Raw genomic sequence first — 22,554 nt, 5'->3', positions numbered from 1 at the left:
GTATTTGCAAATCTATCGTGAAAAATTAAATTGCCTGCAGTTTAGTTTTTAATTTTACTCTAATGATATTATAGATATAGCCTATAAAGCGTCCTGTTACTCAGAAAAAGATAAGTAAACAAACTTTCCGGATATTAAATACCGTTTAATTTGAAAAAAATAAAATAAGATTTTTTTATCTTTGAAACATGAATTGGGAGAACATCGCCGGACAGGACAATCTGAAAAAACTTCTTCGGGAAAGCATTGCTGAAAACAGGGTAAGCCATGCCCAGCTTTTTGTAGGAAAAGAAGGATATGGAACATTGCCTATGGTATTAGCCTATGCAAAGGAGATTTTAAGCAAGGAAAATGAACATGCTGCTTCCAGGGTAGAGCATCTGAATCATTTGGATCTGCACTTCAGCTTTCCTGTTTTTACAGATAATAAAAATTCATTAAGCAAAAACAAGTTTGATGAATTCAGAGAAATGATCCTGGAATCTCCTTATGCCAGTTATGATGACTGGACCGCATTTCTGGAATCTGAAAATAAGCAACTTTTTATTTCTGCGGATGAAATCGATGACCAGAATCAAAAATTCGCCTTAAAAAGTTATGAAGGCGGAACCAAAATCCTCATTGTCTGGAGAGCAGATAAGATGAACATTGCAGCTTCAAATAAATTTTTGAAATTTTTGGAAGAACCACCGGCAAAAACGGTTATTCTTCTCACCGCAGAAAGTACCAACGATATACTTCCTACTATTCTTTCCAGAGCACAAATCGTAGAAGTTTCCAGAATTGATGATGAGGATATCAAAACTTATCTTAAAAAGAATTTCTCCGTATCAGATGAAAAAGCAAGAGAAGTTATTCATGAAGCCCAGGGAAATCTTAACGAAGCCATTAAACTGCTGAATTCAGGAGATAAAAGTAACGAATTTGAAAAACTTTTTGTACAATGGGTTCGCGATGCATTTATGGTTAAAAAGAAACCTGAATACCTTAGAAGTATTATTATCTGGGCAAGAGAAATTGCAGGATGGAACAGGGAAAAGCAGAAAAATTTTCTCAACTATTGCTCAGAGATTTTCAGATTGGCGCTTCTTCAGAATTATCAGTCTGAAAATTTAGTGTATAAAAAGATCGATGCCAATGGATTTAATTGGGCAGGATTTTCAAAATTTATCAGTGGTGCCAATATTGAAAGCATCTTAGAAGAAATCAGTACTGCCGATCTGCATCTGACCCGAAACGGAAATCCTAAAATAGTATGGACAGATCTTGGAATTAAGCTCTCAAGATATATTCATAAAAGCTCATAAATATAAACTCCAGTCGTATGACCGGAGTTTTTTTGTGATTAAAATTTTAAAAGCCATTAAATATAAGCCTTTTCAATAATTGTTTATTATGTTTTTAAATATTTTGAGTTTTTTTTAATTTATTTTTATTAAATGGTGTTTTATTTGTTGCTTTTATATTTTATGATGTACTTTTTTCAATAGAACCTGTCTTTTATAAATAATAAATTAAATCTATATTAAAAAATCAATCAATCGTTTGATCTTATTAAAAACTTATGTAAATTTGCGCCCTGAAAAAAGAATAGTGACATGATTTCAAAAGAAGAAAATATATTATTCGCAGCCGAAAAGCTTTTTGCTGAAAAGGGGTTTGAAGGAACTTCTACCAGAGAAATAGCAAAAGCGGCGAATGTAAATATCTCTATGATCTCGTATTATTTTGGTTCAAAAGAAAAATTGTATGAGAAATTAGTTGAGTACAGAATGAATGAAGGTCAGTTTTTTTCAAAAGATCTTTTGGGAAGAACGGATATCAACGAATGGCAGAAAATTGAAAAAGTAATTGATCAGTTTTCCGGCAAAATAAGAACTCAAAAATGCTTTTACAGGATTATGCAGAGGGAACAATTGCACACCAAAAACCCTCAGATTGTAGAATTTTTGAAGCAAACCAAAATGGGATTTCTCTCTATGTATTCCCAGATCTTGGAAAGCGGACTTAAAAATGGCGTTTTTACGAAAAACCCACCCATCTATCTGATTCATTCTACAGTAAGCGGAACTTTATTTTATGCATTTAATGCAAAAGAAATGTACAAAGAGTTCCTTAATGATACAGAAGAGGAAGACGTTTTTGACGAAAAATACTATACAGAACTTAATAAACATATAAAATATTTACTAAAAGACCTTTTAGGTTATGAAGAGAATAAATAACTCAGTGATTGCATTATCACTATTCGTAGGAATAGCAAATGCAAATGCTCAGGAGAAAAAGACCCTTTCTCTTGACGAAGCTGTGCAGCTGGGAATCCAGAACAGCAAGAATCTCAAGATCGATGCAGCCAAGATCGAGGAGGCTACCGCTGATCTTTTGGAAGCTAAAAACAGACAGCTTCCGGAATTGAAAGTTTCAGGAAGCTATATGTATCTTCCGATAAAACCCAATGTTGATATCAAATTACCTGGGATGTCAGGTGGAGCAGGAGGCCCTGAGGTTCATCAGGTTCTTTATGGTTCTGCCAACCTGAGTGTTCCTATTTACAGCGGGGGAAGAATCAAGTATGGTATTCAATCTGCAAAATATCTGGTAGAAGCTTCTAAGCTAAGTACAGAAAATGATAAAATTGCGATTGCTTACAATGTAGCTCAGGCTTATAATAATTTGTTCAAAGCCAATCAATCCATCAAAGTTTTTGAAGAAAACCTTTCTGCTTCCCAAAAGAGAGACGAAACTTTCCTTAAAATGGAAAATAACGGCTTAATCGCAAGAAACGACAGATTAAAAGCTAACCTGCAAACTTCAAATATTGAACTTCAGTTACTGGAAGCTAAAAACAATTACAATATTGCCAATATCAATATGGATTTGTTGCTAGGTCTTCCTGAAACCACAGAACTTGAAGTGGATCAGAATTATATTGAAGAAGGTTCAGAAGTGAAACCTGTAGACTTTTATGTTAATGAAGCCAGAGAAAACCGTAAGGACTTACAGGCTTTAGCTCAACAAAGAAAGGCTGCAGAATTGGGAAGTAAAGCTGCAAAAGCAGAAAACCTTCCTTCAATAGCGTTTACTGGAGGATATGTGGCGGCAGACATTCCCAAATTCCTTACCGTATACAATGCACTCAATGTGGGAGTTGGGATTTCTTACAACTTATCCAATATCTGGAAAGAAAATTCATCACTGAGACAATCACAGGCCAGAGAAAAGCAATTAGCGGCTAATGATGAATTACTGAATGATAACATTAAGCTGGATGTCAACAGAGAATATCAAAACACAGATTATTCGAAGAAAAGAATTTCTGTGTATGAGAAATCAGCTGAACAGGCTAATGAAAACTACAGAATCACAAAAAACAAATATGACAACGGTCTTGCAACCATGACAGAACTATTGGATGCAGACGCAGCTCAGATTTCAGCTAATGTAGGCGTGATCAATGCAAAAGCAGATGCCGTATTAGCATATAGAAAACTATTACAAACAACAGGAACTTTAACAATTAAATAATCAGATCGAAACCAAAATGGAAAATAATAATACACAGGCAGTTGAACCTAAAAAGAAAAAAAGTTTAGTTTTTCCAATTATTTTAGCAGCTGTTGTAATCGGAGGAGGAATCTATGGTTACAGAGCTTACACATACGGACAGTACCATGAGGAAACGGATGATGCTCAGATTACTTCCAATATGTCACCGGTAATTTCTAAAATCTCCGGATATGTAGCTGAAGTAAAAGTAAAAGACAACCAATTCGTGAAGAAAGGGGATACTTTGGTTATTTTAGATAACAGAGATCAGAAAATGACGCTTGAGCAAGCTCAGGCAGCTTTATCTACCGCTAAAAGTAATATTTCAAATGCACAGGCAACGACCACTGCCACTTCAAAAAATATCAGTTCTTCTGAAGCAGCAGTAGTAACTGCAAATGCTCAAATAGAAGCGGCAAAAGTAAATGTTTGGAAAACCTCTCAGGATTTGAAGAGATATGCCAATCTTGTAAAAGATCACTCTATTACAGAACAGCAATATGAGCAGGCGTTAGCAGCGAAACAGTCTGCAGATAAGCAATTACAGGTTTTGGTTGATCAGAGAAATCAGATCGCTCAGCAAACTACCATCGCATCTTCTCAAACGGCAGCGAGTTCACAACAAATCAGCGTTGCAGGATCTGTTGCCAAGCAGAGAGAAGTAGATGTAGAAAATGCGAAGTTAAACTTATCCTATACTGTAATCCTGGCTCCTGAAGACGGATATGTAGGAAAAGTATCTACGCAGGCAGGTCAATATCTGCAAGCCGGATCACAATTGTTTGCTTTGGTTAAAAATGATCAGAAATGGGTAGTGGCAAACTTCAAAGAAACGCAGGTTGATAAAATGGTAGAAGGGCAGAAAGTAAAAATTGAAATTGATGCTTTCCCTGACAAAGATTTTGAAGGAGTAGTAAGCTCATTCTCTCCTGCTACCGGTGCTACCTTCTCTATCCTTCCTCCGGACAATGCAAGTGGTAACTTCGTAAAAGTTGTACAAAGACTTCCGGTAAAAATCGATTTTGTAAATCTTGATAAAAATATTGCAAAAAGATTGAGAACAGGAATGAACGTGAAGGCAGAAGTTTCCCTGAAATAATATTTAAAATTGTTAAAAGTCAATTAACGCGTTATCAATAGTAAATCAGCTTTGCTTTCAGTTTAAAACCTGACTGCTTTAAAGTTCACTATCTATTGACATCGTAAAATTCACAATTGACTTTTTTACATCGTAAAAAAACTATGCAAGATTCATTAGTAGAATATGGAGCCCGAAGAGTAATTATTACGATTACTGCGATCCTTTGTGCCCTTCTTGAGATTGTGGATTCCACGATTGTGAACGTTGCCCTGAACGAGATGAAGGGTAACCTTGGAGCCACACTTTCTGAAGTGGGTTGGGTGATTACGGCATATGCCATCGGGAACGTAATTATCGTACCGATGACAAGCTGGCTTTCACAGCAGTTTGGGCGTAGAAATTATTTCGCGGCATCCATCATTATATTCACAATATTTTCATTTTTATGTGGAAATGCAACGAATATCTGGGAATTAGTATTCTTCAGATTGATGCAGGGAATCGGTGGAGGAGCCTTATTGGTAACTTCACAGACCATCATTACGGAGTCTTATCCGATTGAAAAAAGAAGTATGGCTCAGGCGATCTATGGTTTGGGGGTAATTATTGGTCCAACCTTAGGCCCGCCATTAGGAGGGTATATCGTTGACAATTTCAGCTGGCCATATATTTTCTATATTAATATTCCAATCGGGATTGCAGCAACTTTAATGACCTTACAGTTTGTGAAAAGTCCGAAATATGCCGAGAAACGTAAGGTTTCCGATGTAGACTGGATAGGAATTGCTTTATTGGCCATAACAGTTGGCTCATTACAGTTTATCCTGGAAAGAGGGCATGAAGAAGACTGGTTTGCCAGCGGAATGATTGTAGCATTTACTATAGCAGCTATTTTAGGATTTATATTATTCCTCTGGCGTGAGCTTACCTTTAAGTATCCGATTGTTGAACTCAGGGTGCTTAAAAACAGTAATCTAAGAATCGGAACAATGATGTCATTTGTGTTAGGATTTGGGCTGTATGGTTCGACATTCATTGTTCCTCTTTATACACAAAGTATTTTAGGATGGACGGCACTTCAGTCAGGTGCGTTGATGATTCCTGCAGCATTGACGACGGCTTTCATGATGCCTATCATTGGTAGATTGCTGGCAAAAGGTGCAAAACAACAGATCCTGGTATCCTTAGGATTGTTTATCTTCTTTGTCTACAGTTTCTGGGGATATAAAATCCTGACTCCTGATACCAGTAAAGATGCCTTTTTCTGGATGCTGATTGTAAGAGGAGCCGGACTGGGATTATTATTCATTCCTATTACGTCCTTATCATTGAGTACTTTAAAAGGTCAGGAAATCGGGCAGGGTGCTGCCTTTACCGGAATGATGAGACAGTTGGGAGGATCATTTGGTATTGCCGCCATTACAACATTTATTGCCAATGCAGGACAAAAGTACAGGCTGAATCTGATTTCTCACCTGGATGAAAACAGCTTTGAAGTTCAGCAGAGACTCGCCGCATTAAAAGCAAGCTTTATTGCAAAGGGAATGACACCTGATGCAGCAATGAATGCCGCTTATAAAATGCTGGATATGTCAGTAACTAAACAGGCAACTGTTTTATCTTATATGGATGTGTTTCTTTACCTTGGAATAATATTCTTAATATGTATTCCGTTTATCTTATTTATTAAAGAAAGAAAAAGTAAAGAAAAAATAGATTTGAGTGAAGCCATGCACTAAATTTAAACTTAACCTCCGAAGTATTTCGGAGGTTTTTTATGACTTTAAAATATAGAACTTTATCAGATTCTCAAGAGTTATTTTTGATACATACTGGAAGTTAACGAATTAACAATAAGTTCGGATCTACTGTATTTTTTCATTCTCTGTAGAAATAAATTGTTTTTTTTGAATAAAAACTAATATCACCTGTTGGAGAATTTATTTATTTTCTTTAGCTTTACAGTACCAAATGCAAAAAAAATATGAACCCATTCCCTCACTCTCAGAATGCCTTTTCAAAAGGCAAAAGCCGGAGCAGAATACCTCATTTTTACCATAATACCGACTGGTAGATCAGGTTGACTTTTACATCGTGTTTATTCGATGGTATTTTATCCTTACAATATGGTAAGGTTTTGTTCAGACAAATAAATCATAACAAATTGCATAGATGTGCCTTAAGATTTAAAATCTGTGAAGGGTAAAACAACAGATGATGATTGAATAATTCTTTATTCGTCACTATGGAATACCATTTTTATCAGTTAAGATTCTACAAAAACACTTACAAAACTTAACCATGAATAATATACAGTTACCGGAAACCTTTTTAGCATTATCCGATTTCAGAAAAAACGATATTTATCTTCCTGAAATGGATCAGGATCAGATTATTTCAGATTTTTTCCCGGGAACTTTTACAGAATTAACCCAGCGGCTTTCAGATATTACAGGAGCATTTTATGGAGGTTTACTCTCGCAGGCAGGAAGGCTTTTTGGCCCCGACTCCATCGAGCAGCTTTCCCGTGCATTTATGTACGACCTCGGATCCAAAATGGCCACAAGAAATCTGGAAACAAAACCAGGCTTACAAGTTGGGATTCCGGCAGCAGCAAAAGTCCTTATTGGAGCAATTTTTACATCCAGTCCCGAATATAGTTTTGAGTTTAAAGAATTAAATGATCATAAAGTTGATATGTTGATAAAAGGAACAGACCGGTACCATAGAATTACACAGGCTCTTCAGATTGCAGACCTGTTGAAATGGCCTGTTATAAAACCTTTTGTCCAGGGAGTATGCGATACTATGGGGCTGGATGTTTTACTTGATATCCGGGTTCTGAAACTTGATCCGGATAGCTCATGTATCTACGAAGTTAAAGTAACAGAAAAATAAAGATTTAAAGATTATTACATTAAACATCAGTAGGAGCGGACTTTAGTCCGCTTTTTATATTAAAAAATGCCACCGGCTTTAGCCAAACGATGCAATAAAACCTTGTATTACACATCTCGGAACCCTCATTGAAATTGGTACAATAAAGGACATCGAAGAGTTCAGCGCCCTTTATTCACCAATACATTTTATCTGATTTGTTTTGTCCATTCAATACCACTAATGTCAATCAGTTTCAGCATATGGATTTCATTTTTTTGAATAATATCATCGATATTGATACTTACATCAGCTTTTGCACCAAGAGGAATGATAAGACTATGTTTACCCGGTTTTACTTTGGCTACGTAATGGTTCCTAATCTTCTCCTTAGAAAACCCTGAGAGTTCCTGAGGGTTGAGTTCCTTTAAGATATTCCCGTTTTTGTCCAGAATATGGATTCCGATCAGGAAAGACCCGTAAACATCAGCTCCTTCAGTTCTGTACACTTCAAAGGTTAAATCCGAATTATTATGTGAAATATTGGAAATCTCGACTTTTGGCTTTACAGATTTATTATGCAGTGTTCCCCAAACTCCACCGTGAAAATACTGATTCGTGTACAGCGTCAGTCCAAAAATAAGAACAGACCCGGTCAGTACAAAGGTTTTCATATTAGAAACAGGCAGCATTCCTGATCCCACCCACGGGAACCATTTTGTCCGGGTGAAAGGCTTGTTTTTCTGTAGAAAATAATGATCAATGGAGTAGTTGCTACTTCCCGTAAGAAACAACACAAAACCTCCTGCAATTCCCAGTACACCAATCTGCCATTCATCCACACAGGTTGTTCCCAACCAACCCGATCCCAGAAGGATTCCCAGAGCAAGACTGAAAATTCCGATACTCATGAGTCTGGTGAATAATCCCAGAATAATAAATAATCCTACAATAGCTTCAATAATGGTAAAAATCATCATGGACCTTTGTAATGCATCCGGATGGGTAACAAGATATTCGATGATCGGTTTTATTCCTAAAGCATTAGGCAGGAAATGATTGAATTTTTCCCCGATATATCCTTTCTCATCGGGAATTAATTTGTTTTCAAGGACAAGTCTGCGCCAGAACGCTGAAAAATAAGTCCATCCGATTACCATGCGGAGGGATAAAGTATATAAACCGGCCAAATCAGAAGACTGGCTATTAAGAGTATGTTTCATTGAATTTGAAATATTTTTACTGTAAAAAATTGATTTTGCTTAGCTTAAAATAGGTTTAAGCCAGGCTCACTTTCAATCTTTTAAATAAAATATATTTCGGAGGACTGTTTCCCGTAGTATATCCTGAATACTCATTGAAAAATGCCTTTCCTTTCGTATTTTTTGCAATAGAATTCGAATAGAAGAACTCTTTATGCTTTAATTTAATTTCGGATTTTGAAACGGAAACTTTGGATGAGGTGGTAGAATTGACATCACATTGTATAGAAAATCCTGATGTCGTTTTTACCTTATTTAAACCACTGATGTATTGAATGTCAAAAATATCAAGAACATCTCTTTTTACAGAACATGGTGACAAGGAGAACACCAATATAGACATCAAAATGATGGCTTTATAGAACTTTATATGGATTCTGGTGTCTGACATTGCTGCAAAACTACACTTTATTTTAGTTTGGAAATCAATAATTTGAAAAAAAACAATCTTTATTGGTCTGAAATAGGATGAAAAACAATAAAAACTGTTATTAAAATAGCCTACTGACTAACAGTTGTCATCATCCTGTCTTATCTTTACATTATTAAACTTAAAAATAGGATATTGCAATGAGTTATTGTTTAGCCATAGATCGGATGCAGCCGGAAAGCAGAAAAGAACTGCATAAAAATTACCACGATAATTACTATGGATTTCCGATTCATGATGATAATGAATTATTTGGAAGACTGATCCTGGAAATTAACCAGGCTGGTTTGAGCTGGGAAACTGTCCTGAAAAAGGAAGAGAGCTTCAGAAAGGCATATGATAATTTTGATATTCAAAAAATTGCAGCGTATACCGAAGAAGACCGTGAACGACTGCTGAGTGACAGCGGAATCATCAGAAATAAACTGAAGGTAAACGCAGCGATTGAAAATGCCAAAACCATTCTTGAGTTGCAAAAGGAATTCGGATCATTTGAAAAATGGCTGGAACATCATCATCCTAAAACACTTACGGAATGGATGAAACTCTTCAAGAAAACATTCAAATTTACAGGAGGAGAAATTGTCAACGAGTTTTTAATGAGCACAGGATACCTGAAAGGAGCTCATGCAGAAACCTGTCAGATTCATTCAAAGGTTCTGGCTCAAAAACCTTTGTGGAAAGAAGCGGAAGGTCAATAATCAAAGATAAACCACAATCATCATACCCTCAGTTTTGATGGTTGTGGACTAAATATTTCAGTGTTTGTTGTGGCTTTCTTTTTCTACCAGAGCTCTATGTTCTAATCCCCATTTTTCAAATTCAAGAATGATTGGTTTCAATTTATAGCCAATTTCTGTCAGCTCATATTCTACCCGTGGAGGCACTTCGGCGAAAACTGTTCTGGTGATAATTTTATCTTCTTCCAGACGGCGAAGTTGAAGCGTAAGCATACGTTCAGTAATATTATGAAGCCTTTTTTTAAGCTCTCCGAATCTCATTTTCCCATTAACCAGATAACAGCAGATAGCCAAAGCCCATTGTCCACCGATGATGTTGGAAGTATATACTTCAGGGCACTCGTCTGAAAGTGCTTTTTTATTGGCAAAATTGGTGGATGATTCCTTTATTTTAGTCATTACTTACATTTTTTATAGTACCATACAATGGGTAGCTAATGTACGGAATGTAAGTTACGTATCGTAATTTTGTAGTAGAAAATTTAAACTTAATGAAGACGTTAATTATTGTAACCCATCCGGATATTGAAAAATCCGTGATTAATAAAAAATGGATCGAAGAACTGAAAAAGTTTCCGGAAAATTATACTGTTCATCAATTATATAAAGCTTATCCCGACGGAAAAATTAATGTGGCAAAGGAACAGGAGCTTATGGAATCTTATGATAAAATTGTATTTCAGTTTCCTTTTTACTGGTTCAGCAGTCCTCCACTTTTGAAACAATGGCTGGATGAGGTTGTTTTGTATGGCTGGGCATATGGAAGTAACAGCGGGTTCAAACTTGCAGGGAAGAAAATGTCCTTAGCAGTTACCGCAGGAATTGATGAAGACGGTTATGCTGCATCAGGAGAATATAAATATACCATGAATGAGCTTTTCCGACCTTATGAGTTGACTTTTGACTACATCAAGGCAGATTACATAGAACCTTTTGTATATTATGGAATAGAGCGCAATTCTTCCGATGAATGGGTTGAAAAGAGTGTTCCGATGTATTTGGAATTCATTGATAATTTATAAAACAATTAATAAAAAAATACCTGATCATACTACTGCATGATTGGGTGTTTTTACCCCACCGTTGGCGTGTCCTCTTCTTTCAGTACTTTTTTTTCTTTCATGGAGAGCATTACTCTTTCATATTTATATTTTTCCCAATCGAATTGATGAAGGAAATCCAAAGCAGCCTGAAAACCTCTGTTGAAAAGATCTTCTTTTTCTTCCTTTTTCATAAAGAAATTCAGCCAGCTGCTGGTTCCGCAATTAACGGTTTGGATACTGTAAAGCCTGTAAAAACTATGTTTGGTCAGGAATGTTTTATCATTAAATCCTTTTAAAGTATCGATGATATTTCCGGCATAGCTGAACGGGGTAGCCATAATTTCTTCCCTTGTTTTACCTCTTTCCGAAAGAATGCCGGAATCACTGGTAAGCTGTACGGCAAAAAGGGGGAGCCTTGGATGAAAAACTTCATCTGCATGGAAAAGATCAATCGGAAAATTAGAGATGCTGCCTCCGTCAATGAAAACACCAACAGAATTAATATCTTGTTGCTTGGTATTCATCCAGAATCTCCAGGCATATTTTACAGAATCATCATTTTTATTAATATCCTTCTGAAAAGGTTTAAAGAAGAAAGGAACCGACATCGATGCTCTTACAAATTCTGCCGGGCTACTGTGCTTTAACTCTTCCTCAGACCAATAGAGATTGGCCATAGTAGGAAGTTCAACCTTTATTTTAGCATTAATATCCGTAGTGATAATTACATAATCTGATTTTAACTGGTAAAACGGATTGTCTTTATAATAGTAATTGTTGGCTGCACTGTCATAAAAGATCTTATACCTTGTCAGGTCGATATGCTCAAGGTTTTTAGTTTTAATCTTTTCAATATTTTGTAGGGCGAGGTTGTAATATTCCTGTCTGTTTCCATAGCGGTAATTCAGATTGAGGTCATATTCTTTTTGAATAAATTTTTCGTTAAGGTTAGCCACGGTTTTTACACCAAAGCCATCCAGAGCATTCTTCATGGCACCCAAAAATTTGTCACCGGGATTAAGTCCACTGTCTGCTTTTCTGAAATTATTGTAAAGCTTTTTAATACAAAAAAAGAGAATGACAGCCGGAACTACCGGGACAAGAAACATTAATTTGGCGTTCAGGATCGTTCCTGCAGGAACAGCAAAAGGAATGCTAACCAGAATAACAATAAAAATGACGGCAAGAATCGCATTGATTTTAAAGAAATTCTTATTATTCAACATGGCATGGAGCGTCGTTTTTACATACGTTTTTCCATCCATAAAATCTGAAAAATCCCACTTGAATAAGATATCCTTGATCACATCACTTTTGGCCTCTTCCTTCGTTCTGCAGGCAGCAATCAACATGGTATTAATTGCTCCTGCACTGGTTCCTGCCACTTTAAGAAAACGAACTCCAAAGATTTCCAGTCCATAAAGATAGCCTACCAGCGCACTTCCCCAAACACCTCCGCCTTCCTGTACAAATTCTACGTATTGATGACCATACTCATCTAAAAGATCTGAAAATTCCCTTTTGGAAATATGGGTATGCAGATCCTGAAGCTTTTCTTTGGATTCCCTGGAAAGGGAAGGGTCTTCAAGGATTTTATTAAGATCTTCAGTTTTCATAGTATTTTGTTTGGTGTTTTGTCATTGCAAACCGTAAGGCCGGGCAATCTCTAAATTAGTAAGAACTTGTCAGTAATAAAAGCTTCTTTTCAAAAGCCGTAAAATTACCACTGCTTCCGTCTCACATAAATAAACGTACTGATCACAACCGTTGCCATCACTCCCAATGTGATAATGTAGCCATGCTTATGATGCAATTCAGGCATATTTTCGAAGTTCATTCCGTAAACTCCGGCGATAAAGGTAATTGGTAAAAAGTAAACCGAATAAATGGCCAGTACTTTCATGACCTGGTTGGCTTTTTGATCGGAAAGTGCCAGAAACATTGAAATAAGGTTGGTGATCTGTATATTTAAATGATCAAAATCAGCCACTACATCCTTATGTTTGTCTTTTAAATCCACAATTTCAGAATCCTGAAGGTCTAATAATTTAAATTTATCAATAGCATCCGACGAAATAATCAGAACCCTTGAATTCAACCCTGATTTTCTTTTCAGCTTATATAATCTTCGGATCTGGCTGGTATGATTGGTATTTTTAAGGAAAATTTCATTTTCAATATTATCCATTGTTTCCAGCAGGCTTATCGATTCATCATCAAAACTTTTCATGATCAGAATGGCAATCATCAACGCTATTTTTTGAGGAGTTGTTTCCTGCTGTAGGTTCGAAAGCTTTTTTTGAGTCTCAGAAATACTTCTTGTTTTCATTCTGTGAATGGTAATAATTGTATTTCCCAGAATAAAAACAGCAATTTTTGTACTGATATCACTGATGGTGTTGAGATTTTTTCTTTCCAGCTCTGTGCTCTCACGAAGAAGAAAAAACTTTACGTTTCCGTCTTCTTCATATTTTGGAAGGTGATTGGGATCTATGGTATCTTCCAGAAGAAGGTTGTTGATCTCATATCTTTCATGAAGGAATTTAAGGTCTTCCGCAGTAGGAGCCTCTACATCTACCCATTCACAGTGGGTGCTTCTGTATATCGTATCGATTGGCATAAAGTAAAAATACTAATATTTTGAAATACTATGTTTTAAATAATTTTATCTTTGCCAAAATTAAAAAACTATATGATTAAAAGTACAATAAAGGGAGTAGGATTTTATGTCCCAGATAACGTTGTTACAAATGATGATCTAGCGAAACTAATGACTACGAATGATGAATGGATCACAGAAAGAACGGGCATCAAAGAAAGAAGACATAGAAAAAACAGGAATGACTCTCAGGAAACCGCTGCCTATTTAGGTTTTAAAGCCGCTGAAAAAGCAATTCAGAATGCAGGTCTTACTTCAAAAGATATCGATTATATTGTTTTCGCAACACTTTCTCCTGATTATTATTTTCCGGGATGTGGAGTATTACTTCAGGATATGTTAGGTTGTGATACCATTGGAGCTTTGGATGTCAGAAACCAGTGCTCCGGATTTGTGTACTCCATGAGTGTGGCGAATGCATTTATCAAGTCGGGACTTTATAAAAATATTCTTGTCGTAGGAGCAGAAGTTCATTCTTTCGGATTGGATTTTTCTGATGAAGGAAGAGGAGTGTCTGTCATTTTCGGAGATGGGGCAGGAGCTGTTGTACTTTGTGCTACGGAAGATGAAAATGCAGGAGATATACTGGCCGTTAATATGCATTCTGAAGGTAAATACGCCGATGAACTCTGTACTCAGTTCCCGGGTTCTAAATTCGGCTGGAGTGATAGAATGAGAAAAGAACCGGAAAATGTTACCAACAAAGAAGTATATCCGATTATGAACGGAAACTTTGTATTCAAACATGCCGTAACAAGATTTCCTGAAACGATGAATGAAGCTTTAAGTAAAGCAGGAAAAACAGTGGAAGATCTGGATATGTTTATCCCACACCAGGCCAATTTAAGAATTGCCCAGTTTGTTCAGCAGAAATTCGGATTGCCGGATGAAAAAGTTTTTAATAACATTCAGAAATACGGAAATACAACTGCTGCCTCTATTCCTATTGCTTTAAGTGAAGCGATTGAGCTGGGGAAAATCAAAAGAGGAGATTTAGTACTTCTTTCTGCTTTTGGAAGCGGATTCACCTGGGGAAGCGTTTTGTTTGAATATTAATAAAGAAATAGAACCCCTTTGATCTCACTGATATTCCAGTTGGAGACGTGAAAATTCCCCTCCTTTGGAGGGGTGGCGAAAATTCAAAGAATTTTTGACGGGGTGGTTTACACAATAAAAAAACCGCAGAAGACTACTTCTGCGGTTTTTACTTTTTATGCCGTATCTCTTAAAGACTTTTTAATAATTTTTCTGTATCCGTAGAATCCTGGCCTGTAGTTTTTGCCAGTTCAATTGACTTTTCAGCCCATAATTTTGCGTTTTTCTTATCGCCCATCTTATTGTAAAGATTAGCTAACGTATCTGTGTTTGCAAAATTCTGATCCTTCTTTACTGATTCCTGAGCCCAGGTAACAGCTTTTGCTAAAGAGGTTTTATTATCAACATTTTCAAAGAAATTCCATGCCAGTGAATTCAATTCTTCTGAGCTTGCTGTAGAAGTGTCCTGATAAAGTTCAAGAATTAATTTCTCATAAGTTGGAATATCTTTATTTTTCAAAGCTCTGTTGGCTTTCATTCTTTTTAAAACTTTATCCGCTTCATCTTTCGTTAAAAATTTCTGCGTTTCAGTCATAAAATAGCTGTCATTCCAGGTTTTGGTATCTGCGTTATATGCTTTTTTGGCAACCGTATTCAGTTTTATATTTTTATCAAACTTTTCATATTTATCTTCAGGAAGAATTTTTACAATATCCGCCTTCTTATCCTGAAATATTTTATACAAAGGGCTTTCCGTACTTTGTGTTCCTGCAAGAAGCATCTGAATATCTTCCTGATCCAAAGTAGGTTTTTGCTGGAAATAACGATTCATTACCTTACCTGCAAAATCAGAGTCATTATACATGGTAAGCATTGCCAGGTTTTTTAGAAACTCCGGATCTTTTTCACCACCTTCGAATTTTTGCTTTAAAGCGACTAATCTTTTATTAGGATTTTCTGCATCTTTTGCAAACTCGATGAAATCTTTTTCTTCAACATATCCTAATGTTCTGTGTATAGCTTCCCCGTTTCCATCAATAAACAGATAGGTTGGGAATGCTTTTACATTGTATTTCTTAGCCAATTCAATTCCTTCCCCTTTTTCCATATCAATTTTGGCATTGATAAAATGGGCATTATAATAATCACCTACTGCCTGCAATGGGAAAATATTTTTCGCCATCAGTTTGCAAGGTCCGCACCATGATGCATACGCGTCAATGAAAACCAGTTTGTTTTCTTTTTTTGCCTTAGCAAGGATAGACGCGAAGTTGCTGTCTTCAAATTTTATTCCCTGTGCCCACGCCAGAACTCCTATAAACAGAGAAGAAAGTATTGCTATTTTTTTCATAAAAACTTTTTATTCATTCACTACAAATGTAATAAATATGATGACAATTAAGTTCGTCATTTGAAAATAATTGTTGAGGAAGATTGTTTTTAATGTAGGTTTAGTTTAATATACAAGATGATCATTTATTATTTCAAGCCTATTATTAAAATTAATGTAAATCTAATTTTTGGTTAAATAATTAAATTACAGAAGAATATTTTAATTAAAACTAAAATATTAGTAGTTTTGTAAAAAACAAAAAGACACCCAGTGAAAAAATGATGAGTTATTATAAAAATAATAATTTGTTTTTTTATGCCTAAAAAATTACTGAAACTTTTGTTTTTACTTGCTACAGCAGTTCCTATATTGGCGCAGAAGAAAGACCGTTTCGATGAGATCTGCGAAAGAACTTCTGTTGTTACTTCCCATAAAGACCTACCAAAAGCTATAAAAATAGCCGATTCTCTATATATGTCGGCACAAAAACCGTCTGAGAAAGTGAAAAGCCTGATCCTTTCTTCAGAGCTTTATCACTACGCCGGAGAATTTAAGAAAGCAATTTGTTACAGCGAAAATGCCCATTCATTAATCAACCAATTGAATGATCAGGAAAAAACTGCCTATATCTGCAGACTTCTGGCAAAACAATACCGACAGATCGGACTTCATGAAAGATCAAAAAAATATGTTATAAAAGGATTGGATGCTTCTCAGAAAATCAGTGATCCATATAAAAGTAATGAAATGGCAGGGCTGCTGAATCAGGAGATGGCTTATTATGAAATGGAGCGGGGAAATGATTCTCAGGCGATCAAATGTATTGAGGTTTCACTGAAATATTTTGGAAAAATAAACAGTCAGAATGAAGACCGAACAGTGGCTGCTTCTTATCAGCTGCTGGGAGATGTTTATTTTAAACTTAATAATTATCCCGTTGCTGAAAATTATTATCGAAAAGCCGAAAAACTGCTTAATGAAGGGAGTTGTATTTTAGGATTGGTTTACAACGGGCTCGGAGGTATTCGTCTGAAACAGGAAAATTGGAAAGATGCAGAATTGTATCTTAAAAAAGCAGAAAAAATTGCAGATACTTCCCGTAGCATTAAACTTAAGAAAGCAGTATACTCTAATATTAATGATTATTATGAAGGAACCGGTGATAATTTTAAAGCTGCTTTGTATGCCGTGAAATATGTAAGAGCGTATGATAGTATCGCTGCCCATAACCAGGGATTTGGCTTAAAAATTACAGATGCCCCAATCGGTAAAAACAATAAAAAGAGTGGGTCAATGAATGTTGCAAAGAATACAGCAATCGTTCTTTTGGTTGTTTCTTTAGTAGGATTAATTATTTTTTTCAAAATAAAGCAAAGAAGACAACGCTCAAAGTTGAGAAATATGATCAGAACCCGGCTAAGACCGATAACAATTACCGGATCTTTGAAGCGACCTAATGACTTTGAATTTTCTAATATTTCCGTGGAAGAAATTGATGAAAAAGACAGTGAAGCAGACAGAAGAAGAAATGACTCCCTGATGACTTCCGAAACAGAGTCAAAATTACTGGAACTTCTGGAAGCATTTGAAAAAGGAAACCTCTATAACAATAAAGGAATGTCTCTCTCTTTTCTGGCGGGTGAACTGAATACCAATACGAAATATCTTTCCTACGTAATCAATCAGCATAAAAGTGCTGACTTCAAAACGTATATTAATCGTCTAAGGATTAATTATATTGTCGATAAACTGATTAATAATGAAAAGTACAGACAATATAAAATCAGTATCCTTGCGGATGAGTGTGGCTTTTCTTCACATAGTAAATTCGCCGCTGTATTTAAGGCTGTTACTGATTTTTCTCCGTCAGCATATATTAAATATCTTGATGCTGAAGGGAAATCTGATAATGTTCATTTTCGTGAAAATGATTAAAAAAGGATAATTATTCTTATTCTATCTTGCTATTTTCGTGAAAATGGCTAACCTAATATTTTACGTAAAGAGGCTGCTGGTATATCTTTGCAGCAGCTTTACAGGGAATGAGTACCATCTTACTACAAGTAAATTCTTTTATTTTCCTTAAGGATTTTTCTGAGCTAAAACAGAATTAAAATACAGCCAAACCATGAAACCTATATAGGGAACACGTGTATATTTCGCTGCCATGAAATAGCCACGGTTCCTCTTTTTATCTTCAAAAAAGATATCGGATCAAGAATGTATCCACAACAATATAATCGGGGTTGATTGCCCGGTTTTTTTTCAGTCAAGTTTTTTTAAGTGCAAATCCGCGGAAGTTCTGCGGATTTGTGATTTTATTTAGTCTTTGTTGTCGTGCTGTCTGTCTTTGATTTGGAAGTGTTTGGGGTTGCCGGTGCCGGTTCAGAATTGGCTACCGCAGAATCTCCCATCCTGTTTCTTAAAGAATCTTTGTCATGAGCATCTTTATACTCTTCTCTTTTTTCCTTGTTTTGAGCACAACTTCCCAGAAAAAGTATTCCCAGAACGGCTCCTATCCATAGTTTTTTCATAATATTTTTTTGATGTTTATTAGTGTCAAATATAGGAAAATATTGATATTTTTATTAAAAATCAATTACATATTCAAATAAAATTGTTTTTAATGTAATAAATAAGGGAATAACACTACTAATTATAAAATCACCGATATCACCTAGAAACAAAAATTACTGAAAATCCTTTATTCTACGAGTCTCTATCTAATACCAAATTGAAAATATGAAAAAAGTATTGTACATTTTGAACTTGTTGTTTTTCAGCTTACTGTCAAGTCAGAGACCAAAAGAAAATCTGAAAGGTCTTGATGAAGAAATCAATACAATTGTAAAAGATTATAAAGCCGTAGGATTATCTGTAGCCATTGTAAAGGATGATAAAGTAATGTATTCTAAAGGCTTCGGCTACAGAGACTATGAAAATAAACTTCCTGTAACGCCCAATACTCTTTTTGGTATTGGAAGCAATACAAAATCATTTACATCTGCATTGATTGGGATGTTGGAAGATGAGAAAAAGCTTTCAGTTCAGGACAAACCTTCCAAATATATTCCCTATCTCACATTTCCTACGGATAGAATGAATAATTTGATCACCATTGAGGATCTTCTGGAGCACAGAAGCGGGTTGGGAAGTATAGATGGAACGTATATCTTTTTCCCTGCGACTAAGCGTATCGATTTAATGCAAAAGCTTCCTTTTTTAAAAGAAAATGCAGAGCCCAAAAATAGTTGGCGATATAGCAATTTCGGATACCTTATGTTGGGAACAATTGCAGAACAGCTTAATCATAAAAGTTGGGAGGAACTGATTAAAGAAAAGATATTCATTCCTCTAAAAATGAATAACAGCAATACATCAGTCGATGAAATGATTAAACAAAAAGATTTCTCCTATCCTTACGGGATATACCAAAAAAATATTGAGAAAGTACTATTTCAGAAGCCTTACAATGACAAGCCCGGAGCTGGTATCAATAGTTCTGCAGCAGATATGGCGAACTGGATCAGGCTTTGGCTCAATTACGGGACTTTTGAAAATCAGGTTGTTCTCTCAAAAAAATATGCTACGGATGCCATGAGTACTAAAACCATGATAGATGGTGTTCCTCCTGTAACTTCTGATCAGAAGACCTTTTTATCGGGTCATGGATATGGCTGGTTTACACAGATTTTAAAAGGACATTATAAAGTATGGCATTCAGGCGGTGTATCAGGTTTTAGCTCGGCAGTTTTCTTATTCCCGGCAGAAAAGTTCGGGCTGGTTGTATTAAGTAATCAACATAATTCAGATATTGCAAGTACGATCGGTAATATGATAACGATCCGGATGTTGGGACTGGATAACAATAAACCTTACTCATACGGAATGGAAGTGAATGATATTATAAAACCTGAAAAGAATATAAGCACTTCTGTTAATGAAAATAAAAAGCCAACTCATGATTTAGAGGCGTATTGCGGAGAATATTCAAATAAAGGATATGGAACCTTTATCATTTCAAAAGAGAAAAATAATCTGTATATCACCTTTCCGGCGTTCAAATTTATACTGGTACATCAGCAATATGATTTATTTTCATCAAAACTGACTGAAGAAGTACCACAACAAATGAATCCCGATTTTGATTTTAGCTTTACCCTTGATGATAAAGGAAATGTAAATGGAGCCAATATGGGTATACAAGGCGGTACATTATTCAAAAAAATAAAATAATAGTAACCAAAAAATCTGCAGAGCTTTCATCGGCAGATTTTCCATTTTAAATTGAATGTATATAAATACTATTTGACAGGGGACATCACCGCTGAATCCTTTTTCATCTTGATACTATCAGGATTCGTCATCTTAGTGGTCATCGTATCGGTTGTAGCAGGTGTTACGCTTTTTTGCATATTATCTGCCTTTACCGAATCACGTGCACTTGTTGACATCGTCGATTCTTTGGTTCCACAGCTCACCGCAAATATTCCTATTCCAATGACTGTTAACAATAACTTTTTCATAACTATTTTATTTCGGGGTGTACTTATGAAAAATCAACTATTATTCCTAACAGGGGTTCAGAAGTCGTAAAATATAGGTAAAGTTTGTTAAAAGATGTTAGGCAATCAGGAGTGTGAGAGTTTGAGAGTACTAGAATATTAGAGTATTGCAGGGAAATCGGAAGATTTTCTGACTATAACCTTGACGCTTTTAATATGAGACCTATTAAAGAAGCGGGATATAAATCATACAAACTGTATTTATTTTACCTTCTATCAATCATCAATCATCAATCATCAATTATCAATTATCAATCATAAAAAAAGCCCCGAAACCGAAATTCCGAGGCTGTATGGATAGAACAGGCAATAATTACTCATTACCCATCACTAATTACTTATAAATTATCCTAGGTATGGATATTTGTAGTTCTTTGGAGAAACAAAAGTTTCTTTCACACTTCTTACAGACGTCCATCTTAGAAGATTCATTTTAGAACCTGCTTTATCGTTTGTTCCTGAAGCTCTACCACCACCGAAAGGCTGTTGTCCTACAACGGCACCGGTTGGTTTGTCGTTGATGTAGAAGTTTCCTGATGCATTTTCCAAAGCTTTATACGCTTCAGCGATTGCATAACGATCCTGAGAGAACACGGAACCTGTCAATGAATAAGGAGAAGAAGAATCAACTACTTTTAGAGTTTCTTTCCAGTCCTGATCTTCGTAAACAAATACAGATAAGATTGGGCCGAAGATCTCTTCTACCATACTTTCGTATTGAGGGTTTGTTGTTTCGATTACTGTAGGGTGTACGAACCATCCTTTAGCATCATCATATTTTCCACCGATTGCAACGGTAGCTTCACCTGAAGCATTAGCTCTGTCGATGTATCCTTTACATTTTTCGAAAGAGTTTTTATCGATTACTGCATTTACAAAGTTAGATGTATCTTCTGGAGAACCGATTTTAATGGTGCTCATCTGAGCTTCCATTACTTTTTTCACATCAGCCCAAAGAGACTTAGGAACATAAGCTCTTGAAGCTGCAGAACATTTCTGTCCCTGATATTCGAAAGCACCTCTTACTAAAGCAGTTGCTACAGCTTCTACGTTAGCAGAAGGGTGAGCGATTACAAAATCTTTACCACCTGTTTCTCCAACGATTCTTGGGTAAGTTCTGTAGTTGTGGATATTATCACCGATCATTTTCCACATTCCCTGGAATACTTTCGTAGAACCTGTGAAGTGAAGACCAGCAAAATCTCTGTGTGCCAATACTTTTTCAGCTGTTTCTTTTCCATCTGTAAAGATCATGTTGATAACCCCAGCCGGAAGACCAGCTTCGATTAATACATCCATGATTACTTTTGCAGAATAAACCTGCTTGTCGGAAGGCTTCCAAACTACTACGTTTCCTAGCATAGCCATACAAGTAGGAAGGTTTCCTGAGATCGCTGTAAAGTTGAATGGAGTTACTGCAAAACAGAATCCTTCTAATGGTCTGTATTCAACACGGTTCCAGATTCCATTGTCAGAAACCGGCTGTTCAGCATACATTTCTGTCATGAATTCTACGTTGAATCTTAAGAAATCAATGAACTCACAAGCAGCATCAATTTCAGCCTGGTGTACATTTTTAGACTGTCCGATCATCGTAGCTGCATTAATCACATCTCTGTAAGGACCAGCCAAAAGATCAGCCGCCTTTAAGAAAATTGCTGCACGTTGTTCCCAACCTAGCTCGTTCCATTCTTTTTTAGCTGCTAATGCCGCGTTGATAGCGTCATCCACATGTTGCATACCACCTTGATAGTAAAATCCGAAGTCATGAGCATGATCCTGTGGAGACTGAAGTTGTACTTTAAGATCAGTTTTTACTTCCTTTCCGTTAATGACCATTGGAATTTCAACTTTTTCAGCCCACATTTTTTTATATGTGCTGATAAGGCTTTTAACTTCCGGAGATCCCGGTTCATATGAATTTACAGGTTCATTTACCGCTAATGGTACTTGCGAAATTGCTTTTGACATATTACGTGTATT

The 22,554-nt window shown here is 36.0% G+C and carries 20 protein-coding genes; 11 read left to right on the top strand and 9 right to left on the bottom strand.

Features of this window, described 5'->3' with window-relative positions; genetic code table 11:
* The first annotated feature begins 188 nt into the window (after positions 1-188).
* The 6 genes from EG342_RS23220 to EG342_RS23195 all read left to right on the top strand — a co-directional run bounded on the left by EG342_RS23220 (position 189) and on the right by EG342_RS23195 (position 7,525).
* Positions 189-1,307, top strand: coding sequence for a DNA polymerase III subunit (locus EG342_RS23220; RefSeq protein ID WP_103290357.1), 1,119 nt, complete (start codon positions 189-191; stop codon positions 1,305-1,307).
* 291 nt (positions 1,308-1,598) lie between these two features.
* On the top strand, positions 1,599-2,225 hold the full coding sequence (locus tag EG342_RS23215; protein WP_103290354.1) for a TetR/AcrR family transcriptional regulator: 627 nt from the start codon (positions 1,599-1,601) through the stop codon (positions 2,223-2,225).
* Positions 2,209-3,525 carry a TolC family protein gene (locus EG342_RS23210; RefSeq protein ID WP_103290351.1) on the top strand — a complete coding sequence of 439 codons (1,317 nt, stop codon included), beginning with the start codon at positions 2,209-2,211 and terminating at the stop codon, positions 3,523-3,525. Before EG342_RS23215 ends, EG342_RS23210 begins: the two co-directional genes overlap by 17 nt.
* Positions 3,526-3,541: 16 nt before the next feature.
* Complete coding sequence (locus EG342_RS23205; RefSeq protein WP_103290348.1) at positions 3,542-4,645, top strand: HlyD family secretion protein; 1,104 nt, start codon at positions 3,542-3,544, stop codon at positions 4,643-4,645.
* A gap of 143 nt (positions 4,646-4,788) precedes the next feature.
* A complete protein-coding gene (locus tag EG342_RS23200) occupies positions 4,789-6,366 on the top strand; it encodes a DHA2 family efflux MFS transporter permease subunit (RefSeq protein ID WP_103290345.1) in 1,578 nt (525 codons plus the stop codon).
* 562 nt (positions 6,367-6,928) lie between these two features.
* Positions 6,929-7,525: a hypothetical protein gene (locus EG342_RS23195; protein WP_103290342.1), complete on the top strand. Its 597-nt coding sequence runs from the start codon at positions 6,929-6,931 to the stop codon at positions 7,523-7,525.
* Between the two features lie 188 nt (positions 7,526-7,713).
* On the opposite strand, the gene EG342_RS23190 is transcribed toward EG342_RS23195, so the two are convergent.
* Together EG342_RS23190 and EG342_RS23185 are read right to left on the bottom strand one after the other, a co-directional pair.
* Complete coding sequence (locus tag EG342_RS23190) at positions 7,714-8,727, bottom strand: TQO small subunit DoxD (protein WP_103290339.1); 1,014 nt, start codon at positions 8,725-8,727, stop codon at positions 7,714-7,716.
* A gap of 55 nt (positions 8,728-8,782) precedes the next feature.
* Positions 8,783-9,157 (bottom strand): hypothetical protein, encoded by a 375-nt coding sequence (locus EG342_RS23185; RefSeq protein WP_103290335.1) that lies wholly within the window; start codon positions 9,155-9,157, stop codon positions 8,783-8,785.
* A gap of 179 nt (positions 9,158-9,336) precedes the next feature.
* Between EG342_RS23185 and EG342_RS23180 the strand changes: the two genes are divergently transcribed.
* Entirely contained in the window at positions 9,337-9,897 is a 561-nt protein-coding gene (locus EG342_RS23180) for a DNA-3-methyladenine glycosylase I (RefSeq protein WP_103290334.1), read from the top strand.
* Positions 9,898-9,954: 57 nt separating this feature from the next.
* Here the strand turns inward: EG342_RS23180 and EG342_RS23175 are convergent, their stop codons facing one another.
* Positions 9,955-10,335 carry a winged helix-turn-helix transcriptional regulator gene (locus tag EG342_RS23175; RefSeq protein WP_103290332.1) on the bottom strand — a complete coding sequence of 127 codons (381 nt, stop codon included), beginning with the start codon at positions 10,333-10,335 and terminating at the stop codon, positions 9,955-9,957.
* Positions 10,336-10,427: 92 nt separating this feature from the next.
* Here EG342_RS23175 and EG342_RS23170 point away from each other — a divergent pair, with 92 nt between their 5' ends.
* Positions 10,428-10,958, top strand: coding sequence for an NAD(P)H-dependent oxidoreductase (locus tag EG342_RS23170; RefSeq protein ID WP_103290329.1), 531 nt, complete (start codon positions 10,428-10,430; stop codon positions 10,956-10,958).
* Positions 10,959-11,008: 50 nt separating this feature from the next.
* On the opposite strand, the gene EG342_RS23165 is transcribed toward EG342_RS23170, so the two are convergent.
* Both EG342_RS23165 and EG342_RS23160 read right to left on the bottom strand, forming a co-directional pair.
* Positions 11,009-12,595 carry a patatin-like phospholipase family protein gene (locus EG342_RS23165; protein WP_103290326.1) on the bottom strand — a complete coding sequence of 529 codons (1,587 nt, stop codon included), beginning with the start codon at positions 12,593-12,595 and terminating at the stop codon, positions 11,009-11,011.
* Between the two features lie 104 nt (positions 12,596-12,699).
* Positions 12,700-13,599: a magnesium transporter CorA family protein gene (locus EG342_RS23160; protein ID WP_103290324.1), complete on the bottom strand. Its 900-nt coding sequence runs from the start codon at positions 13,597-13,599 to the stop codon at positions 12,700-12,702.
* A 72-nt stretch (positions 13,600-13,671) separates the two neighbouring features.
* Between EG342_RS23160 and EG342_RS23155 the strand changes: the two genes are divergently transcribed.
* Positions 13,672-14,694 (top strand): 3-oxoacyl-ACP synthase III family protein, encoded by a 1,023-nt coding sequence (locus EG342_RS23155; RefSeq protein ID WP_103290322.1) that lies wholly within the window; start codon positions 13,672-13,674, stop codon positions 14,692-14,694.
* Between the two features lie 169 nt (positions 14,695-14,863).
* On the opposite strand, the gene EG342_RS23150 is transcribed toward EG342_RS23155, so the two are convergent.
* Complete coding sequence (locus EG342_RS23150; protein ID WP_103290319.1) at positions 14,864-16,024, bottom strand: thioredoxin family protein; 1,161 nt, start codon at positions 16,022-16,024, stop codon at positions 14,864-14,866.
* Between the two features lie 297 nt (positions 16,025-16,321).
* Between EG342_RS23150 and EG342_RS23145 the strand changes: the two genes are divergently transcribed.
* Positions 16,322-17,941: an AraC family transcriptional regulator gene (locus tag EG342_RS23145; RefSeq protein ID WP_103290316.1), complete on the top strand. Its 1,620-nt coding sequence runs from the start codon at positions 16,322-16,324 to the stop codon at positions 17,939-17,941.
* Between the two features lie 383 nt (positions 17,942-18,324).
* Here EG342_RS23145 and EG342_RS23140 read toward each other — a convergent pair whose 3' ends face one another.
* Entirely contained in the window at positions 18,325-18,540 is a 216-nt protein-coding gene (locus tag EG342_RS23140) for a hypothetical protein (protein ID WP_103290314.1), read from the bottom strand.
* A gap of 208 nt (positions 18,541-18,748) precedes the next feature.
* Here EG342_RS23140 and EG342_RS23135 point away from each other — a divergent pair, with 208 nt between their 5' ends.
* Positions 18,749-20,242 (top strand): serine hydrolase, encoded by a 1,494-nt coding sequence (locus EG342_RS23135; protein ID WP_103290311.1) that lies wholly within the window; start codon positions 18,749-18,751, stop codon positions 20,240-20,242.
* A gap of 68 nt (positions 20,243-20,310) precedes the next feature.
* Here the strand turns inward: EG342_RS23135 and EG342_RS23130 are convergent, their stop codons facing one another.
* Positions 20,311-20,460, bottom strand: coding sequence for a hypothetical protein (locus EG342_RS23130; RefSeq protein WP_246008690.1), 150 nt, complete (start codon positions 20,458-20,460; stop codon positions 20,311-20,313).
* Positions 20,461-20,916: 456 nt separating this feature from the next.
* The gene (pruA, locus tag EG342_RS23125; protein ID WP_103290305.1) at positions 20,917-22,542 is read right to left on the bottom strand and encodes an L-glutamate gamma-semialdehyde dehydrogenase; all 1,626 of its coding nucleotides are present in this window, start codon (positions 22,540-22,542) and stop codon (positions 20,917-20,919) included.
* Between the last annotated feature and the right edge of the window lie 12 nt (positions 22,543-22,554).

Source organism: Chryseobacterium lactis, assembly GCF_003815875.1.
In the GTDB taxonomy this organism is placed as follows: Bacteria; Bacteroidota; Bacteroidia; order Flavobacteriales; family Weeksellaceae; genus Chryseobacterium; species Chryseobacterium lactis.
The sequence above is the reverse complement of the archived record's forward strand: the minus strand, read 5'-3'. Positions and strand labels throughout refer to the sequence as shown.

Coding starts and splice junctions, on each gene's coding strand:
- EG342_RS23135 (WP_103290311.1), top strand. CDS start 18,749: ATGAAAAAAGTATTGTACATTTTGAACTTGTTGTTTTTCAGCTTACTG.
- EG342_RS23220 (WP_103290357.1), top strand. CDS start 189: ATGAATTGGGAGAACATCGCCGGACAGGACAATCTGAAAAAACTTCTT.
- EG342_RS23190 (WP_103290339.1), bottom strand. CDS start 8,727: ATGAAACATACTCTTAATAGCCAGTCTTCTGATTTGGCCGGTTTATAT.
- EG342_RS23175 (WP_103290332.1), bottom strand. CDS start 10,335: ATGACTAAAATAAAGGAATCATCCACCAATTTTGCCAATAAAAAAGCA.
- EG342_RS23140 (WP_103290314.1), bottom strand. CDS start 18,540: ATGAAAAAACTATGGATAGGAGCCGTTCTGGGAATACTTTTTCTGGGA.
- EG342_RS23195 (WP_103290342.1), top strand. CDS start 6,929: ATGAATAATATACAGTTACCGGAAACCTTTTTAGCATTATCCGATTTC.
- EG342_RS23205 (WP_103290348.1), top strand. CDS start 3,542: ATGGAAAATAATAATACACAGGCAGTTGAACCTAAAAAGAAAAAAAGT.
- EG342_RS23150 (WP_103290319.1), bottom strand. CDS start 16,024: ATGAAAAAAATAGCAATACTTTCTTCTCTGTTTATAGGAGTTCTGGCG.
- EG342_RS23210 (WP_103290351.1), top strand. CDS start 2,209: ATGAAGAGAATAAATAACTCAGTGATTGCATTATCACTATTCGTAGGA.
- EG342_RS23130 (WP_246008690.1), bottom strand. CDS start 20,460: ATGTCAACAAGTGCACGTGATTCGGTAAAGGCAGATAATATGCAAAAA.
- pruA (WP_103290305.1), bottom strand. CDS start 22,542: ATGTCAAAAGCAATTTCGCAAGTACCATTAGCGGTAAATGAACCTGTA.
- EG342_RS23185 (WP_103290335.1), bottom strand. CDS start 9,157: ATGTCAGACACCAGAATCCATATAAAGTTCTATAAAGCCATCATTTTG.
- EG342_RS23165 (WP_103290326.1), bottom strand. CDS start 12,595: ATGAAAACTGAAGATCTTAATAAAATCCTTGAAGACCCTTCCCTTTCC.
- EG342_RS23155 (WP_103290322.1), top strand. CDS start 13,672: ATGATTAAAAGTACAATAAAGGGAGTAGGATTTTATGTCCCAGATAAC.
- EG342_RS23215 (WP_103290354.1), top strand. CDS start 1,599: ATGATTTCAAAAGAAGAAAATATATTATTCGCAGCCGAAAAGCTTTTT.
- EG342_RS23160 (WP_103290324.1), bottom strand. CDS start 13,599: ATGCCAATCGATACGATATACAGAAGCACCCACTGTGAATGGGTAGAT.
- EG342_RS23170 (WP_103290329.1), top strand. CDS start 10,428: ATGAAGACGTTAATTATTGTAACCCATCCGGATATTGAAAAATCCGTG.
- EG342_RS23180 (WP_103290334.1), top strand. CDS start 9,337: ATGAGTTATTGTTTAGCCATAGATCGGATGCAGCCGGAAAGCAGAAAA.
- EG342_RS23145 (WP_103290316.1), top strand. CDS start 16,322: ATGCCTAAAAAATTACTGAAACTTTTGTTTTTACTTGCTACAGCAGTT.
- EG342_RS23200 (WP_103290345.1), top strand. CDS start 4,789: ATGCAAGATTCATTAGTAGAATATGGAGCCCGAAGAGTAATTATTACG.